A 17622-nucleotide genomic window follows, 5' to 3' on the forward strand; every position below is an offset into this window, starting at 1 on the left:
GCAAAATTAGTTCGAACACGGAGCCGTTATCTGCTGCTAAAATAAATTCTTTCAGGTAACGATGGCAGTACTTTTATAGTAGTCAATATATCAATATTACATAACCTATTTGAGAGACTAAAATCCTCAAGACCCTTAAAGATAGGCTGTATATGACGTATAGTTTTCTCAAGCTTTTATTATTCTTAGGTGAGGTTGTCAATATTGGGGTTTGAGTTTGAAAGACGGTATTATGATAACTTAACCCTGTCAGGCATTGCAGCCTCACTCAAGTAATTCCACCTCCGACAAAGTCGGGGCGGTTCAATTCTCAGAATTAGTAAATTTCGAGCTTAGTTTGTGACTTTTATAAGAGGTCTAATAATTACAGCTTATCTCAAATTAGATAATATTGTCTTTGCAGAATTTCGATTAAAAAGAAATATCAAACTCTATGATTTCTTCAATAAATTTGGCTTCAATAGGTGATAAAGCACGGTGTTTATGCCAGAAAAGATGAACAGGAATATCAGCAATACCTTCGCTTGGCGGCAAACGCCTAAGCTTAGACTCTAGATGCGTTGCGGCAATAAACTGATCAGGTAGCGCGCCGATGCCATAGCCAGTATAAATCAGGCGAACCGCTTCATCTAAATTGTTGGTGTAAGCACTAATGCGACCAGTAATATTATGGCTTTCTTTAAACACGGTAATTGGTGAAAGTACATCACCAATATCTTCACTACTAAAAGCTATAAAATCCTCTTTTAATAGGCTATCAAAACTCAAATCAGGTACTGAAAATAGAGGATGATGGTAGCCGCAATATAGGTAATACCGCTGAGTAAATAATAACTGCTGATTAAGGGTTTCCGGGATATGTCGAGCTAAGCAGATACCAACAGCAGGCGTCTTTTGTTTGAGGTTATTTAAAATATCCATACTTGATTTCACTGTCAAATCTAAAGTAATATTTGGATATTTTTTTTTGAAATAAACTAAAAAATCATTGTATTTTGGATTATGGAGTCGACTGGCTACCAGCAATTTAATCTCGCCTTCTAGTAGATGCGAATTACTACCTTTCATAGCTTCAATAGAGGTTATTTCTGTAAAAATCGTTTGTGCAACTTGAAGGCAATAATGACCGATAGGAGTGAGCTTTAACGGTTTGGTATTACGAATAAGTAGCTGACTTTCGAGCTGCTCTTCAAGCTTTTTGAGGTTTTGACTGACCGCTGACTGGGTAATGTTTAGGCGATTAGCAGCTGCGCTAATACTTCCCTCCTCATATATAGCTATTAATACATGAAGCAATGTCCAATTCAAGCTATCGGCTAATTTCTGTTGCAGCATAGTAGTTTCAGCACTTGTATTATAAATATATTGATAACAAATCATCATGAAAGGACTGCCAAAAATAAGGAGGGCTTAGTCTTTTTGATACGTATTCAGCCTCTGAATTTTCAGCTCCCCTTTCATCATTGTTCTCAGCTCATAATACAATATAGCTAAGGATAACGGGGCGGTATAAATGCTTATTTATTGTATGGCTTGTCATAACACCTCCTTGTCATGACAAGCTAATTAATACCTAAGGTGTTAGCTCATCAGGGTCTGTAATCAGATGCAGCAATACTGTCTTGCGCTCTTTTGTGACGATTCTCAGCGCATTGGTCACACTGGATGCGATGTCCTTATTATTATCGACTCGTATACCATGTGCACCAAAAGCATTGGCCAGTGCAGCAAAGTCAGGGTTTTTTAGCTGCGTACCAGACACCCGATCCGGATAATGGGCTTCTTGGTGTTGACGGATAGTACCAAATTGCTGATTGTCCATCAAAACAATTAAAACAGGGGCATCATAACGAATGGATGTGGATAGTTCCGCCTCATTCATCATGAATTCACCATCACCTGTGACCACTATCGATAGACGCTCAGGCGACTCTAATGCAGCTGCAATTCCCGCTGGCAAGCTATAACCCATCGCACCATTTCTGGTGCTAAGCTGACTTGGAAAGGTGTTTGTGGGCAAATAGCGCTGCGCCCATAAACAATGATTGCCTGCGCCAAAACTATAGACAGCATCTGTAGGTAATTGCTCAGTCAACGCTTTAATAACTTGCGTCATGCTGGCGTATATCTGATCAGTATTTGTTTGCTCGGCATTGTCAGTTGCTACGAGCGTGTCTGGAAAAGCACAGTCTTTTCTTTGCTGCTCATGGCAATACTTAAACCAACTATCACGCGACTCTGAGTCTGTTAGTGACGCTTGACTAATCGCTCTGATAAAGCTGATAGGGCTGGCGACGATATGCTCAGTAACTGCACCACTATGACCACGCAAACTGGTATCTAAATTAACAATATAATTAGGCTTATCAAAGGACTGGCGCAATTTATACCCATCACTAGCAACGTCCCCTAATACAGTACCTATTGTTAGCACGACATCAGCTGTTTCGATTAATGCAGCACAGTCATCCGAGCGTCCATAACCCAAATAACCAGCATGCGCAGGAGAGTCAAAAGCCACTCTATCTGAAGCGCGCCAATCATGGATGACAGGAATGTGATTGTCCTCTGCAAACTGGGTTAACTGTTCAGAAGCCTTTGTTGTCCAATTTTGTCCTCCTGCAAAAATCAGCGGCTTTTTAGAAGTAGATAACGCATTTAATATTATATCAAGCTTATCATTAGATATAGCACCTTCAGCAACAGGAATCACTGGATGCAATTGTCCGTGGAATTCCTGTTGGATAATGTCTTCAGGTAGTCCTACAACGACAGGACCTGGTCGTCCTTCTAAAGCAGCGTGAAAAGCTTTGGCTACAATCTCTGATGCTCTTGAAACTTCATCCAATATCAGTACACGTTTACACTGACTAGAGAACCATTGATTGGGATCAAACTCTTGGAAAGATTCTCGGTTTCTGTCTGCGACAGGAATAAGTCCAACGAATAATATGAGCGGCACACCATCTTGCCATGCGGTATGAATACCAGTATAAGCCTGTGCCGCGCCTGGTCCACGAGTAACCATAGCAATACCAGGCTGACCCGTAAATTTGCCATGAGCATCTGCCATGTAAGTACAGGCTGCTTCATGACGACACACCACTGTGTCAATATCAGCATTATACAACCCATCTAATACCGACAGATAACTCTCACCTGGAACGACATAGGCACGACTGACACCGTGTAATTGCAAACTGTCTACGATTGCTTGACCACCATGGATAATGTTGCTCATTATTATTCCTTCAATTTATATTGTCTTAACTAGAATGACGCTTTCTTGTCAGCACGTTAATTTATTAATCAGCAGCGATTTTATTCAGCAGCAATGACAGTCACTTCTACTAACAGGTCAGGATGCGCCAATACTGACTCACCACATGCTCTAGCAGGTGGTTGAGTATCTGCAAACCACTCATCCCACACATCATTCATCGCTGCAAAATCCTCCATGTTTTTTAGCCAAACGGTGGCTGATAGAATTTTGGATTTATTACTACTTACTTCTTCTAATAGCTCTTCGACTTTATTTAGACATGTCAACGTTTGAGTAGCCACATCTTCATCAATACCTCCAACTTGACCTGACAAATAAATGGTCTGATTGTGAATGACAATTTGGCTCATACGTTGGTTACTATGAAGTTTTCGCATGTTGATTAATCCTTGTATGTTAGAAATAACGAAATTTAAAATTGTCTCGTTAAAATAATGTCATTAAGCGTTAGAAAATCGTTGAGCATCAAAAGGTTCAATATCTACTACTGTAGGTTTGTTGTGTAATAACTCTTCTATAATACGTCCAGTGATAGGTCCTAAGGTAAATCCTTGATGACCATGTCCAAAGGCAAACCATAAATTATTATGTTTACCGGCGGCACCGATGACTGGTTTCATGTCAGGCATGCATGGTCGTGAGCCTGCCCACGCCTCTGTTTCCACTTTCTGATTTAGTGGTAAAATCTTTTTAGCGAAAGCCAATACAGCGTTCAACTGATCGAAGTTCTTTGGTGCATCGATGCTAGTCATTTCAGCCCCAGTTGTGATGCGAATACCTTGCTGCATCGACCCCAGGACAAAGCCTTTATCCATATCTACCAGACTGTGATTAACCGTGTTCTGTGGCGTCGTCTCAAAATGCTGATGATAGCCACGCATCGGAAATAAAGGTAAATCATATCCCAAAGGTTTTATCAACTGGTTAGACCAAGGGCCTGCTGCAATAACCACATCATCACTATAAAAATCTTCATGGCTAGTAATGACTTTCCACCCATCATTATGTGGCTGTATTTCTCTTACCGTACACTCAGCTATCACACCATCTTTTTCTTGGAAACTCTTTGCATACGCCTTTACCAAAGCTCCAGGGTTTGATACCTGCCAAGAATTAGACCAATGAATAGCGCCGATAAAATCATCAAAATTACCATTGGGCTCTAATTCTTTTAATTGCTCAATAGATAGAACTTTGTGCTCAATACCTTGTTGTAGTGCATTTTCAGCACCTACAATTGCTGCTTTGAGTTTGTTTTCGTCTCGATGCATTTCAATCCAACCATCACGCCTGATCAAATCTTCAGCACCCGCGGCCGTAATCATCTCTTGATGTTCGCTCGTGCAATGCTCAATCAGAGTCTGCCACTCTTTTTCTATTTGCTGAACAGAAGAAGGTGCAGAGAACTGCCAGTACTTCAGTAATGCCTGATGGTAACGGAAGACAGCAGGCCAACGGTAGCGTATATCAGTATTTTGATTCGGTAATACTCTTATTAATTCTGCAAGATGCCTTGGAAAAGGATGCACATGAATAGCTTCTCTCTGAATCAATCCCGCATTACCATATGATGTTTCTGACCCCGGTGGTTTTTTATCTAATAATAAAACCTGAGAGTTATGACTTTGCAGATGCCAAGCAATAGACGTCCCTACCATGCCAGCACCAATAACAATTACTTCATATCGCATACTATATCCTTTTGTTATAGCTTTGGTCGTTCAGCCATAAATATTTGACCTTTAAAAGTCTTATATAGCGCACAGAGCAGTACATACATACCGAGAATACCTAAAGCGGGATATAAGGTGCCGACCAATGTACTGAATGGAAAGAGTGAAGCCAGTAGAGACAGCACCACGACGACTATAGTCAAAATACGAAACTTTGATGTTTCCGTATCAGAATCAAAGAAGCGAATAACGAAACCATAAAGGTTGGATACCGCTGTCGTAAATACCGCAACAACGAGCACTACACTAAATAACAACCCTGTCATTGGACTAATACCACGTGCTATCTCTAAAAATGGAAGCTCATAACTCATGACGTTTTCAAGATTCGATAAGAGCGCCATAATAATGAATAGTAAGCAAATACCCAATGTCATACCACCGATTACACCGGCCATTCTGACTGTTTTTAGATTTGGCTCTTTATTACCAATTGAGGCAAAAGTAGATACGCCTGGAATGACATTGTATGAGACATAAACGATCGCTGACGTCCACCAAAAAGATGTGGCTGTGTCGGGCTGAAGCGTTTGAATATTGGCATCAACAGTTGCTAATTGGTCAGAGTAATTAGTGAAGGTAATGACAGAGATGACAACCACGGCCAAAATCATCAACGGGGAAATAATCCCTAACGCTCTAACAGAAGATGTAAAACCAAATATGACGGTTGATAATGTCATTATAGCAATCAGTATCTTGCCAGCAACGGACGGTAGACCCCAGTATTGTTCGATAGCCGCACCCCCACCCGAGAACATAATACTAATGACGCCGAACATAAAAAACAAAAGAATATAATCAGCAAAAAAACCTATTTTTTTGCCACATAAATAATTTAGAACCACACGATGACTATTGGTTTTAAGCTGATGACCCAATTCCATAAACACCGTACCGTACCATGCCAGCATGATCATGGTAATTACAGCACCCAACATGCCAATAAAACCATAACCTGCAAAGAACTGCAGTACCTCTTGCCCGCTTGCATATCCTGCACCAATGACCGCCCCGACATACACACCGGCATAACTGATCGCTTTGATAATTGAAACACTCATATTAAACATCCCTGTTGTTGTGAGTTAATCGAGTAATGATCCTAATAAATCCTTCAAATAGGTAGCGAATAAACATTTATTTTTCATTGATCATCATTATTTTCTGAAATGAACCCAGTTAAAAAAGATTGCAGGTTCTCATTGAGCTTTTCTATGCAATAGCCTCCTTCAACCAGCACAATGATCGGTTTATTTAACGCTTTAAGTCTCTGCGCTAAGCATTTAAAGCCTTCTGTACTAACGTGACACTTAGCTTGTGGATCATCTTTATAAACATCAAACCCTAAGACATGAACAACGACATCAGGGTTAAATAGCTTTAAGGTTTCTATTGAGCGATCTACATAATGAAAGAATCCCCTTTCATCAGTGTCATGAGGCATTGGAAAATTGAGGTTATAGCCATAACCTTCTCCTGCACCTCTCTCGTGCTCATGACCGGCGACTACCGGATAAAAATTGATAGGGCTACCATGTACAGAGGTATATAGCACATCCTTACGGTCATAGAATATCTCTTGGATACCCTGACCATGGTGCATATCTGTATCGATAATGGCAATTTTTTGAAATTTTTGACGGAGATACTGTGCAATGATTGCAGCATTATTTAAATAGCAAAAGCCGCCTGCCGCATTCTTACGAGCATGATGGCCTGCAGGTCTGGTTAGACATATTTGAATATTATTTTGATTGTCTTCATCATTTAATAAATTTTCAGCAGCGTTGAGTGCTGTTTGAGCTGACCAATAAATAGAGGTCCATGAGTATTTGCCAATTGGTGCGCTACCATCGGCTTGATATTTGGCCGCTTTTGCTAAGATACCAAGACCTGGGTTATTATTCTGAACATAAATCGTCGTCTGAACTTCCTCGCCCATCTCTTCATCTATTGCCATCCATTCATCATAAGCATGCTTTAAGAAATCAACATAATCTAAATCATGAATAGCCAAAATTGGCGCGATGCCAATATCTTTAGCAGTTGTTACTACCAAGTCTAAAGCTTCTGGTGCCTTTAAAAGCTCAATCAATCGCTCAGGTTTTTCTTGAGGCTCGCGCATTTGTCCACGCGAAAAATAAGTCTTTGGATGATGAAGCTTTTGATTTTCATGACTATAAATTCTCATTCTGAACATTCCTTTGTCTCTAAAATACTTAAAAAATAATATTAAAAATTCTAATACGTTTACTAAGGTACATATTTTTATATCTGATTACCAATAGCCGTATATTATGGTTCTTACTCATGTTTATATAATATATGTTGTTGAAAAGTCTCCGTCAAACGTTATAAATTAATAGTATATATAAGTAAATCTAATATATTTTTTGACTGGTATGTTAAGTTTGTCCATAGGCTATTGTGATATGTTCAATAAGTGTTTTATACGCAGAAGAGAAAACTGAAATACCTATCAGTTACCAACAATACAAATATTATTCAATGAGTAGAATAGAGCGAGCTAAGAAAATCATGTTAGGTAAATATGGTTGATATCGAAACAAGGGGTCGAAGCGGGATCAGTGTTCTGAGAACTGGCGGGCACTATAAAAGTGGAAGGTGCTTGTTGATGCGTATCAGTATTTATACTGACATTGGGCTTAATCAATTGTTGCTGTTTTAAGGCTTCACTACGCTGTTCCTGGTACTGCTCAGGCGTAATCGCATTGGCATTGACACCCATACAGACCCTGATAATACTGACTGTTAACCGGCTTAAAGTATGGCCAGCTATATTAGTTCTCAAAATATTTGTATACATAAGTCCACCATTTTTATGGTGAAAGAATTACATATAGAACAGTTACTTATTGCAAGTATTTTTTACTAATTATTTATTCAAAAACAAGCATTCATATTTGAATGACTAAGTGCTAAAATAGCGGTTAAACACTCTTATATGACTGACTAAATTATGAATGTAAGGTTTGATTTTTATACGCCAAGTGAGATTTCCGAGATTTTAGGTGAACGCTTAAAAACGCAGCGACTGGCATTAAATTTGACACAAGTGGCTTTATCAGATAAGGCTGGTACTGGCATCAGTACTGTTGCTCGTATTGAATCTGGTCAAGGCGGGACACTAGATAACGTGATTCGACTCGCTATGGCTCTTGGCATGGTAAATCATTTTGCTGAATTGTTTGATGTGGCACCTATCAACATAGAAGATGTTATCGCTAAGCAAAATCCACGCCTGCGTGCCTCAAATAAAATCTGACAGAGGGTAGCCATTTCAATGTATCAACCGATATCAATTGTTAACGTTTACTATCAAGGATTTGGTGCCAAACGTCTTATTGGCAAATTAACGATGGACGGACGACACCCTGCCTTTGGCTATGATGCAGCGTGGCTGGCTGATGGGCTGGAGCTGTCACCAATTGAGATGCCCTTACGAGCAGCGCCTTATTATGGCACTCATGCTTCAAGCCATTATCTATGCGGATTGTTATCAGACAGCTTACCTGATGGTTGGGGGATGCTGCTCATGGATAGGTTTTTTCGGAAAATAATGTCTAATGCTGCGCCAATTAATGTCTTAGATCGCCTCGTTTATATTGGTAATTCAGCAATGGGAGCGCTTAGTTTTGAGCCACAACAAGACCTATCAGGCGCTGATATCGATATTACTGATTTTACTTTAGCCAAACTAGCCGCTGCCAATCAATCGATTTTATCTGGACAAGATAGTGACATACTAGCTGAGCTCATCGTCATCGGCGGCTCACCACAAGGAGCAAGGCCAAAAGCACTTGTCCTATATGATGAAGCAACCGAGTTTATTTCTATGGACTTAACAAGCGAACAGCTATCCGCAATACCGTGGCTGATTAAGTTCCCTGCCCAATCTGAGCATAAAAGCGTTTGTCTATTAGAGTCACTTTATGCTGATATGGCTAAGCAAGCAGGCCTAAACATGCCTGAGCATCATTATTTTGATATTGATAGCGGTAATGATCAATATGCTGCTTTTGGGGTTAAACGGTTTGATCGTATCGATAGTCAAAGAGTTCATGTACATACACTGGCGGGCTTGTTGGATATTGATTTTCGCATCCCATCATTAGATTATTTGCAGTACCTACGTTGCGTGCGTATGTTGACCCAATCACAACTTGCTGTAGAGTCCGCTTTTAAACATGCGGTATTTAATATCATTTTTAACAATAAAGACGACCATAGCAAGAACTTCTCCTTTATGATGGACAAGGCTGGCAGGTGGTCGTTATCGCCTGTCTATGATCTCGCTTATAACTCAGGTATGAATGGTTATCATCAGATGGATGTAGCAGGTGAAGCTCGGCATCCTACCCTCTCTCACTTGTTAAAACTGGCTAAACTTGCTGATATTAAGCAAAACAAGGCACAAGCTATTATTGATCAGGTAACATCAGTTGCTGAGGATTTTTTGACTGTCATTAACATCCATGATATCGAGAAAGAATTATCAAATCGGGTCATTCATGATATAAAAGCCAATATCAATCGGATGGTAAGTTGATAGTGCTATACAAGTTGTTAAATTTGTTGTTAAAAATAATATTTTTGGCCCTAAAACCCTTATATTAAAAGGCTTTAACCAAGTTAGTCGTTGCGTGGTGGGCGCACCATCAAACAATATTAGAAGTAATAAAAAAACCCTTGTAAGCCTTGTGCTACAAGGGGTTTTTTATATTCAAGGGTTAATAGGCAAGGTTAGTAAGGAATAATAAAATTATATCTTGGTTACTTTTGACGGTATCGACCAATATCGACAAATAAGATACCTTCAAAATCATTAACTTACACATTACTGAAACAAGCTAAGCGACCATACAGACCTTATAGTTTTATATTAAGGCATAGAAAAAAATCACCCTAACTGTTCAAGTTAAGGTGATTTTTTATGGTGTTTGCAATATTGATAATAGCTAACTATCTAATCTCTAACCTAGAAAGAAGTACGGCGATAGTTACGATATTCAGGTAACCAAAAGTTCGCTTTTAATCGGCGTTGTAAATTCTCCGATGTGATAGGTAGTGCTAGCTTATCTTGAGCCGCTTGCAATGCCACTGCATACGCTATTTTTTTACTGATCTCTCTGATAACTTTGATCGGCGGTAAGATAGCACCAGGTGCTTTTTCGTATTCCATTGATATATCTGCAAGGGCTTGGCTTGCTGCCGTTAGCATATTATCGCTGATACCTGTCGCACGTGCTGCTAAAACACCCAGACCAATACCAGGGAAAATATAGCTGTTATTACACTGAGACACCTCAAAAGTCTGACCGTTATAAGTGGTATGAGGAAACGGACTACCCGTCGCAACAATTGCCTTACCTTTACTCCAATTCATGACTTCTTGCGGCGTTGCTTCCACACGAGACGTTGGATTTGAAAGTGGTAGTACAATTGGGTGCTCAGTATTAGCACATAGCGATTCGATCACTTCTTGGGTGAACAGACCTTTTTGTCCGCTAACACCAAATAATACGGTAATTTTTGCTTGTTTAACTACTTGCGCTAAGCCGAGTTTCTTACTTTTATCCCAGCTTGCAATAGCTGATTCTTTTTGTACTAACGGTTCTTGGAATTTTTGCAGTTCTGTCATGCCATCTGTTAGCAAGCCATAGCGATCAACCATGAATACTTGACTACGAGCTTGCTCTTCAGTCAATCCTTCACGCTGCATTTGGCGAATAATATGCTCAGCAATACCGCAACCTGCAGATCCTGCGCCTAAAAATGCGATATTCTGTTGGCTAAGTTTTTGACCTTTATTTAGACACGCTGCAATCAGAGTACCAACCGATACCGCAGCAGTCCCTTGAATATCATCATTAAAGCAGCACAGCTGATCACGATATTTATTCAATAATGGTGTCGCGTTTTCCTGAGCAAAATCTTCAAATTGCAATAACACTTCTGGCCAACGACGCTTAACGGCTTGAATAAATAAATCCACAAATTCATTATATTCATCGCCAGAGATGCGCGGATTTCTCCAGCCCATATACATAGGATCGTCAAGCAGCTGTTGGTTATTGGTGCCGACATCCAGCAAAATAGGTAGACAATAAGCTGGGCTAATACCACCACAAGCCGTATATAAAGACAACTTACCGATTGGAATGCCCATACCGCCAATACCCTGATCTCCTAGGCCCAAGATACGTTCACCGTCAGTAACAACTATCACTTTAACGTTTTGTTTGGTGGCATTTTGTAGCATGTCGTCGATTTTGTGACGCTCAGGATATGAGATAAACAAACCACGTTTACGACGATAAATTTGCGAGAACTTTTCACACGCCTGACCAACGGTTGGGGTATAAATGAGCGGCATGACTTCTTCGATATGCTGCTCAATTAAATGATGAAATAAGGTTTCATTGGTATCTTGTATATTACGCAAGTAAATATGCTTATCCATCGCATCAGTGAATGAGCTTAGTTGATGATAAGCACGTAATGATTGTTCTTCAATTGTTTCAATATTATGAGGTAATAGCCCCGTTAAATTAAAGCTACTACGTTCTTCTGATGAAAAAGCACTACCTTTATTCAGTAAAGGTGTCTCTAAAAGAGCGGGTCCAGCAACAGGAATATATAAAGGACGCTTGTTTGACATAATGTAATCTTCTTATTAAAGGCATATGAGTGAAAGCCATACTGAGTGAAAGCTATGCTAGTGCTGCATTATACATAGCATCGACTGGTATTTAACAATAGATAACAAAATCATTTTGAATAAATGTGCTTCTGAACTCGAGGTCACTGATACATTTACCGAGAAATAATCAAAAAGCACTACCAATCGGCAGTGCTTTTAAGTCTTATTGAGAATTTATGATAAACACATACTGAACTATTCAGCAGCTTAGTCATTTACAAACAGCACGAGCAATTACGTTTGGTTTTCGACATTTTACCAACACCCGGATTGAATGTATTGGTTGGGTCTAGACTTTTATAAAAGTTCTGCAAATCGGGTTCCGCTTCGTACAGATGACCTACATTGTGCTCAGCGGGATATTTGGCTCCGCGTGCGCTCAACAGCTCTAACATCATTTTTTTGACAAGGTGTGCATCGCTGCCCTTCTTCAAAATATAGTCTTGATGAAATACGTAACAAAAGAAATGTCCGTAATAAAGTTTCTTCTCCAAATGCTTTTCAATTTCTTCAGGTAACGTTTCAAGCCAGTTCAACTCGTTACGCGGTATGGCAATATCCAGCGCTAATATCTCGCCGACTTCCTGCTCATGGACGACTTCATACCTTAATGCAGCACCTGCCGCAGCAAAACGATGTAAAAAAGCGCTTTCTGATTCTTCTTGACTACATTCAAAATAGTTACCTGTGTCTGACACGGCAAAAAACGCCTTCAAAAAATCCTGTGCTTCCTCTATACCTTCATCACTCATTTTTAAGATTAGATGATGCTCGTACTTATCTCGGTATTCAGTCATTCGCTTCGGTAAATGCTTTGGGAACATATTGGCAACGAACTGCATAACTTTGTCAGTAAAGTGCTTTGGCATCCATGACCATTTATGGAACTTTGCATCCATAGCGCCTTTAATAGAAAACAGTCTAGGTAAGGCATTTGTACCGAGATGTTTAATACTCAGAAACGTGTCTTTTCCGTATTTAGCGGATACATCGAATATATCACGATGCATGTACTCACCCACTTCAGGGATATTATCAAAGCTTGATAATATTTGCCTTCTGAGCTGTGCAAGCTCACTCACACTGTTGGTGCCTATATAAAATGTTTTCTCTTTTGCAGCCGTTGGATAGGTATCAAGACGTACTGCAAACACGGCAAGTTTACCAGCGCAGCCACTGGCTTCATACAGTCTTCGCTTATCCGCATTAAAGCGGCTTGGTGTGCTTGCATCAACGTCTTTTACTCTAGCGATGTACTCTTTGTCAGATGCGAGCTTGCCAGTGTCAGGTAATGCTCTTTTATCAAAATTACCTGTTTGCAGATTAGTGAGTATTTCTTCTGGAGTGTCGCCCAATTCTACGTCTAGGTGGTTAACCAGTACTAGCTGACCGTGTTGGTTTATTTGGGCAAATAAAGCAAGCTCAGTATAAGCAGGACCTCTTTTAACCAGTGCCCCACCTGAGTTATTAGAAACACCGCCAATGATAGATGCACCTAACGTCGATGAACCGATAACTGAGTGAGGTGCTCTATTTACGGCTTTAAGCTGACTTTGCAACTGGTGCAACGTAGCGCCGGGTAAGCTAATCACTTGCTCGTTATCATTCACCAAATACAACTGATTCATTGCAAGGGTATTAATCACAACCACTGGCCTATCGTAGTCATTACCGCTCGGTGTTGAGCCTTCAGTCAGCCCTGTTTTTGCCGCTTGCATAATAATAATGCAGTCGCCTTCTACACACACTTCTAAGCTGCGCCAAATCTCCAGCAGCGTTTGCGGAAACAAAACAGCCAAAGCAGCTCCGCCGCCAGAACGCCACCCCATTCTATAGTGCTCGTTTTTCTCTGGATCTGCTTGTACATTGCTAGCACCTAATACGTTCGTCAGCTTGTCTAACACTTGATCAGGGCTAATGATGTCTTGAGAAGGCATATTTGATGAGAAAAGGTTTGATGAAGTTCTATTTAATGACGGCATATGACGCTCTTTATTTGGTGATTGTGTGTCACTCATGACGCTAAAGGCCCTTGAAAACCAAAGAGGTAAATGGCAGCCATGACGATAATTCCGCAGAACAACACATAATATATGGTAGGTAAAATAGTACGTCTAAGTGTGGCGCCCTCCATACCAAGTAGGCCCACCGTTGCCGATGCAGCCACCACATTATGTACTGCAATCATATTACCAGCAGCGGCACCAACTGCTTGAGCCGCGATGATTAGAGAAGGTGAAATATGTAAGCTCATGGCGGCTTCGTATTGGAATTGACTGAACATCATGTTGGATACGGTATTAGACCCCGCGATAAAAGCACCTAACGCACCAATGGTTGCACTAATTAAGGGGAAAACACTGCCAAAAGTACCCGCAAACAACTCTGCACTGGCGACAGGCATACTCGCCACATCTGATAAGTTTACGCCTGAATTAATAAAAATCCTAACCATTGGAATCGTGAAAATAAGGACAAATCCAGCCCCTAGTACAGTTTTTCCTGATTCTTTGAAGGCATTGTTTAGTGCACTGGCAGGTTTGTTCGTTTGAAAAGCTGCGGCAACCAAGGCGCTAATTAATAACAAGCCGCCTGGTAAGTATAAAGGACTAAAACTGGCACTGATATCTGCCTCACTTAAAATCAAGGTTAGGTCTACTGTCGCGCTGTTCAGCAAAGACTGAAAGCCTGTTAATACTCTAGAACACACCAATAAAAGGGCAACTAACAAATAAGGGAACCATGCCATGACCGTGGACATCTTTTTATCACTTAACGCAGGAGTGATGTCTTCTTTGCTGACCACTAGCTTACCAAGCCATTCACTTGGCCAGTTTTTTTGCGGCTCAAAATCCCATGTAGTTTTTGGCACTAAAAATCCACGTTTTGCCGCATTAACAACGATGGCGACACTAACCAAACCACCGACCAGTGACGGAAACTCTGGTCCTAAAAAGATACCAGTCAAAGTATAAGGAAGCGTAAATGCCAAACCTGCAAAAATAGCAAATGGCCAAATAGCGAAGCCTTCTCTCCAGCTTTTATTTTTACCAAAAAATCGAGTCAGCATCATTACCATAAAGAGTGGCATAGACGTACCAATGACCCCGTGCATAATGGCGACTTGACTGGTAATCAGTTGTAAAAAGTCGCCCCACTCTAGTCCTTGTTGTGCCAACTGAGTGCTGATAGCAGCTTTATCCAAGCCTTTGTTTACGCCAATAACGATAGGCGTACCGACCGCACCAAATGATACAGGCGTACTTTGTATCATCATTCCCATTAACACGGCACCTAGTGCTGGAAAGCCTATCGCGACCAGTAACGGCGCGGCAATAGCGGCCGCTGTACCAAAGCCAGCCGCTCCCTCAAGAAAGCAACCAAAGCACCAAGCAATAATAATGGCTTGCACCCGCCTATCTGGCGATACATTGGTAAATCCAGCACGGATAACGGCGATGGCACCAGTATGCTTTAACGTATTCAATAAGAAAATAGCGCCAAATACGATCCACAATACTGAGACGGTAATGACCATTCCTTGAATAATCGATGAAGACACGCGATTAAGCGTCATATCCCATACAAAGAGGGCAAGCGCGGCAGTAACCGCCAGAACGATTGGCATGGTTCTTTTGGCTGACCATTGCAAGCCTATCAAAAAAATACCACAGAGAACGATTGGCAGTAATGCCAACAGTCCATATATTGTTTGATTCAAAATCATAATCCTTTTTTTATCGTGTAATCTTCCTTGAACCACTTCATCTAAGCATTTGTTTTTATAACTTCATGCTGTCGGTCAGACGAAGCTGAAAACAATCTCTGTCAGTGACATGATTAATAGAATGGTTAAATAAACAAATGCTCAAAATTCCCTAAAATATTCTACGCCTTGTCAATACATTGATATATTGCATCAAAGGACAATATTATTTTCTTTTTTTGCTATAATCCAAAACGTATTACACCAATTGAGGAACAAGTATGGGCAAAGCTGACGATATGATTTTATTCGTCCAAGTGGTTGATGAAGGGTCATTTTCTCGGGTCGCTGAAAAGCTGTCATTAACGAATTCAGTGGTAAGTAAACGCATTGCAAGATTAGAAGAGAGCTTAAACGCACAGCTACTGTATAGGACAACCAGAAAGTTAAGCTTAACCGATGCAGGAAGGACGCTTTATGACAAAGCTAAAATCGCTAAATTTGCCTTTCAGGAAGCTGAAAATGCCGTTACAGGCTATGGTGAGGACATGAAAGGCAACATACGTATAACCATGCCAGCGGTCTCTGCAAATCTAATATTGAGCGAATCCATTGCCGAATTCTGTAAACAACACCCAGAAATATCAGTAGATTTACAGATTACCAATCGATTGGTTGATTTGATAGAAGAAGGATTTGATCTGGCGATAAGGACAGCAGAGCTTGAAGACTCATCACTCATTGCAAGACGTCTTATAGATAGCCAGTGGGTCATATGTGCGACACCAGACTATTTAGAGCGACACGGTATACCTCAAACCCCTGAACAATTACGGAGTCATGAGTGTTTGGTCTATAAGTTTGATCATACGGCGAATGGTATATGGCCGCTATATATAGATGGCACGGAGCAACTGCTTCCTGTACAGGGTCGGTTTCATAGCAATCATCTTAATGCGATTAAACAAGCGACCCTTAGCGATTTAGGTATCGCCTTTTTACCACAAGCACTTGTTTATGAAGAAATGCGGCAAAATACGCTCACTCAGATTTTGCAGCGCTTTACACGAAAAAAAATGGGTATGTATGCGGTTTATCCCAAGGCGCGGCAACCGGACCAAAAGTTGAAACTGCTTGTAGCGCATCTGCGAGAATCATTACATCAAAAACAGGCTTACTACTGTTAAGTAATAAGCTTGTTTTTGATGTGAATAAGCAAAGATGAATGAGAGTGTTTGTAGATAATAATCATATATGTCGACTTCGCTTTAATCAAAGCAAAGAACGCCTGAGCACTATTAGCTACAAGTATAAAGTACTCAGACATGAAGTTCAGTTTTACTAGACAATGTTATTAACATAGGCGTTTAATAGCTAAACTTTATTACCGAGTAGCTTTCATAAAGGCTGACCAATCTAAATAAAGTTTTATAATCCATTGACTGTATAGAGCCTTTCCCAAACTCTGTGTAACTGCTTATAATCCATTAACAGGAGAATAAGCAATGACTACTCAATCTGACATCAAGAAACTGGTCGAGCAAATGGCTGGTAGCATGAACAGCTTCGATGACATCAAAGACTTTCAGAAGCAGCTCATGCAATCCTTTATTGATACTGCCTTAGAAGCTGAGATGGAAGACCATCTCGGCTACCCTAAGCATGAGAAAGCAGATAAGCCAAATAAACGCAATGGGCATACTAAAAAGACCGTCCGCAGTGACACAGGCGATCTTGAGATCTCCACCCCAAGAGACCGTCATGGTGACTTTGAACCTACACTCGTGCGCAAGCATCAAACTCGTATCTCAGGCCTTGATGACAAGATCATCTTCCTTTACGCCAAGGGTCAAACCACCACTGAGATCGTAGAGAGCATTAAAGAGCTCTACGATGTCGATATCTCCAGTAGCTTAGTTTCAAGAGTCACCGATAATATCTTAGACGACATCACCGCTTGGCAGAACCGGCCACTGAGCAGTGTTTATCCTATCATCTATTTAGACTGCATCGTCGTCAAAGTACGTCAAGACAAGCAGATCATCAACAAAGCCATTTACTTAGCCCTAGGTGTTGCTCTTAACGGTAAAAAAGAGCTGCTTGGTATGTGGCTCTCAGAGAATGAAGGCGCTAAGTTCTGGCTAGGTGTTCTTACCGAGCTTCAAAACCGTGG

General features: G+C 40.6%; 14 protein-coding genes. 4 read left to right on the plus strand and 10 right to left on the minus strand.

What is annotated here, in order from left to right:
* Nucleotides 1-411 precede the first annotated feature (411 nt).
* The 7 genes from ACQKCG_RS04750 to ACQKCG_RS04780 all read right to left on the minus strand — a co-directional run bounded on the left by ACQKCG_RS04750 (nucleotide 412) and on the right by ACQKCG_RS04780 (nucleotide 7768).
* Nucleotides 412-1383, minus strand: a complete 972-nt coding sequence (locus ACQKCG_RS04750) for a LysR family transcriptional regulator (protein ID WP_427585209.1) — start codon at nucleotides 1381-1383, stop codon at nucleotides 412-414.
* 190 nt (nucleotides 1384-1573) lie between these two features.
* A complete protein-coding gene (locus ACQKCG_RS04755) occupies nucleotides 1574-3241 on the minus strand; it encodes a thiamine pyrophosphate-dependent enzyme (protein WP_427550858.1) in 1668 nt (555 codons plus the stop codon).
* A gap of 80 nt (nucleotides 3242-3321) precedes the next feature.
* Nucleotides 3322-3660, minus strand: a complete 339-nt coding sequence (locus ACQKCG_RS04760; RefSeq protein WP_427550857.1) for a RidA family protein — start codon at nucleotides 3658-3660, stop codon at nucleotides 3322-3324.
* A gap of 63 nt (nucleotides 3661-3723) precedes the next feature.
* The gene (locus tag ACQKCG_RS04765; RefSeq protein ID WP_427550855.1) at nucleotides 3724-4974 is read right to left on the minus strand and encodes an NAD(P)/FAD-dependent oxidoreductase; all 1251 of its coding nucleotides are present in this window, start codon (nucleotides 4972-4974) and stop codon (nucleotides 3724-3726) included.
* Between the two features lie 14 nt (nucleotides 4975-4988).
* Nucleotides 4989-6080, minus strand: coding sequence for a YkvI family membrane protein (locus ACQKCG_RS04770; protein WP_427550853.1), 1092 nt, complete (start codon nucleotides 6078-6080; stop codon nucleotides 4989-4991).
* 83 nt (nucleotides 6081-6163) lie between these two features.
* Complete coding sequence (locus ACQKCG_RS04775) at nucleotides 6164-7210, minus strand: histone deacetylase family protein (RefSeq protein WP_427550851.1); 1047 nt, start codon at nucleotides 7208-7210, stop codon at nucleotides 6164-6166.
* Between the two features lie 345 nt (nucleotides 7211-7555).
* Nucleotides 7556-7768, minus strand: coding sequence for a hypothetical protein (locus ACQKCG_RS04780; RefSeq protein WP_427550849.1), 213 nt, complete (start codon nucleotides 7766-7768; stop codon nucleotides 7556-7558).
* A gap of 231 nt (nucleotides 7769-7999) precedes the next feature.
* On the opposite strand from ACQKCG_RS04780, the gene ACQKCG_RS04785 reads away from it, so the two are divergent.
* A complete protein-coding gene (locus tag ACQKCG_RS04785; protein ID WP_427550848.1) occupies nucleotides 8000-8305 on the plus strand; it encodes a helix-turn-helix domain-containing protein in 306 nt (101 codons plus the stop codon).
* 18 nt (nucleotides 8306-8323) lie between these two features.
* Nucleotides 8324-9589 (plus strand): type II toxin-antitoxin system HipA family toxin, encoded by a 1266-nt coding sequence (locus ACQKCG_RS04790; RefSeq protein WP_427550846.1) that lies wholly within the window; start codon nucleotides 8324-8326, stop codon nucleotides 9587-9589.
* 429 nt (nucleotides 9590-10018) lie between these two features.
* On the opposite strand, the gene ACQKCG_RS04795 is transcribed toward ACQKCG_RS04790, so the two are convergent.
* The 3 genes from ACQKCG_RS04795 to ACQKCG_RS04805 form a co-directional block, all read right to left on the minus strand.
* The gene (locus ACQKCG_RS04795) at nucleotides 10019-11701 is read right to left on the minus strand and encodes an NAD-dependent malic enzyme (protein ID WP_427550844.1); all 1683 of its coding nucleotides are present in this window, start codon (nucleotides 11699-11701) and stop codon (nucleotides 10019-10021) included.
* Between the two features lie 257 nt (nucleotides 11702-11958).
* Nucleotides 11959-13680 carry a D-lactate dehydrogenase gene (gene dld, locus ACQKCG_RS04800; RefSeq protein ID WP_427550905.1) on the minus strand — a complete coding sequence of 574 codons (1722 nt, stop codon included), beginning with the start codon at nucleotides 13678-13680 and terminating at the stop codon, nucleotides 11959-11961.
* 77 nt (nucleotides 13681-13757) lie between these two features.
* Nucleotides 13758-15464, minus strand: a complete 1707-nt coding sequence (locus ACQKCG_RS04805) for an L-lactate permease (RefSeq protein WP_427585211.1) — start codon at nucleotides 15462-15464, stop codon at nucleotides 13758-13760.
* Nucleotides 15465-15730: 266 nt separating this feature from the next.
* Here ACQKCG_RS04805 and ACQKCG_RS04810 point away from each other — a divergent pair, with 266 nt between their 5' ends.
* The gene (locus tag ACQKCG_RS04810; RefSeq protein WP_427550841.1) at nucleotides 15731-16636 is read left to right on the plus strand and encodes a LysR family transcriptional regulator; all 906 of its coding nucleotides are present in this window, start codon (nucleotides 15731-15733) and stop codon (nucleotides 16634-16636) included.
* A gap of 318 nt (nucleotides 16637-16954) precedes the next feature.
* The coding region (locus ACQKCG_RS04815) for an IS256 family transposase (RefSeq protein ID WP_427585212.1) at nucleotides 16955-17622 on the plus strand (668 nt) is incomplete at its 3' end.

Source organism: Psychrobacter sp. NPDC078929 (assembly GCF_050267985.1).
Classification (GTDB): Bacteria; Pseudomonadota; Gammaproteobacteria; order Pseudomonadales; family Moraxellaceae; genus Psychrobacter.

Coding starts and splice junctions, on each gene's coding strand:
- ACQKCG_RS04810 (WP_427550841.1), top strand. CDS start 15,731: ATGGGCAAAGCTGACGATATGATTTTATTCGTCCAAGTGGTTGATGAA.
- ACQKCG_RS04755 (WP_427550858.1), bottom strand. CDS start 3,241: ATGAGCAACATTATCCATGGTGGTCAAGCAATCGTAGACAGTTTGCAA.
- ACQKCG_RS04750 (WP_427585209.1), bottom strand. CDS start 1,383: ATGATGATTTGTTATCAATATATTTATAATACAAGTGCTGAAACTACT.
- ACQKCG_RS04785 (WP_427550848.1), top strand. CDS start 8,000: ATGAATGTAAGGTTTGATTTTTATACGCCAAGTGAGATTTCCGAGATT.
- ACQKCG_RS04770 (WP_427550853.1), bottom strand. CDS start 6,080: ATGAGTGTTTCAATTATCAAAGCGATCAGTTATGCCGGTGTGTATGTC.
- dld (WP_427550905.1), bottom strand. CDS start 13,680: ATGCCTTCTCAAGACATCATTAGCCCTGATCAAGTGTTAGACAAGCTG.
- ACQKCG_RS04780 (WP_427550849.1), bottom strand. CDS start 7,768: ATGGGTGTCAATGCCAATGCGATTACGCCTGAGCAGTACCAGGAACAG.
- ACQKCG_RS04795 (WP_427550844.1), bottom strand. CDS start 11,701: ATGTCAAACAAGCGTCCTTTATATATTCCTGTTGCTGGACCCGCTCTT.
- ACQKCG_RS04760 (WP_427550857.1), bottom strand. CDS start 3,660: ATGCGAAAACTTCATAGTAACCAACGTATGAGCCAAATTGTCATTCAC.
- ACQKCG_RS04765 (WP_427550855.1), bottom strand. CDS start 4,974: ATGCGATATGAAGTAATTGTTATTGGTGCTGGCATGGTAGGGACGTCT.
- ACQKCG_RS04790 (WP_427550846.1), top strand. CDS start 8,324: ATGTATCAACCGATATCAATTGTTAACGTTTACTATCAAGGATTTGGT.
- ACQKCG_RS04775 (WP_427550851.1), bottom strand. CDS start 7,210: ATGAGAATTTATAGTCATGAAAATCAAAAGCTTCATCATCCAAAGACT.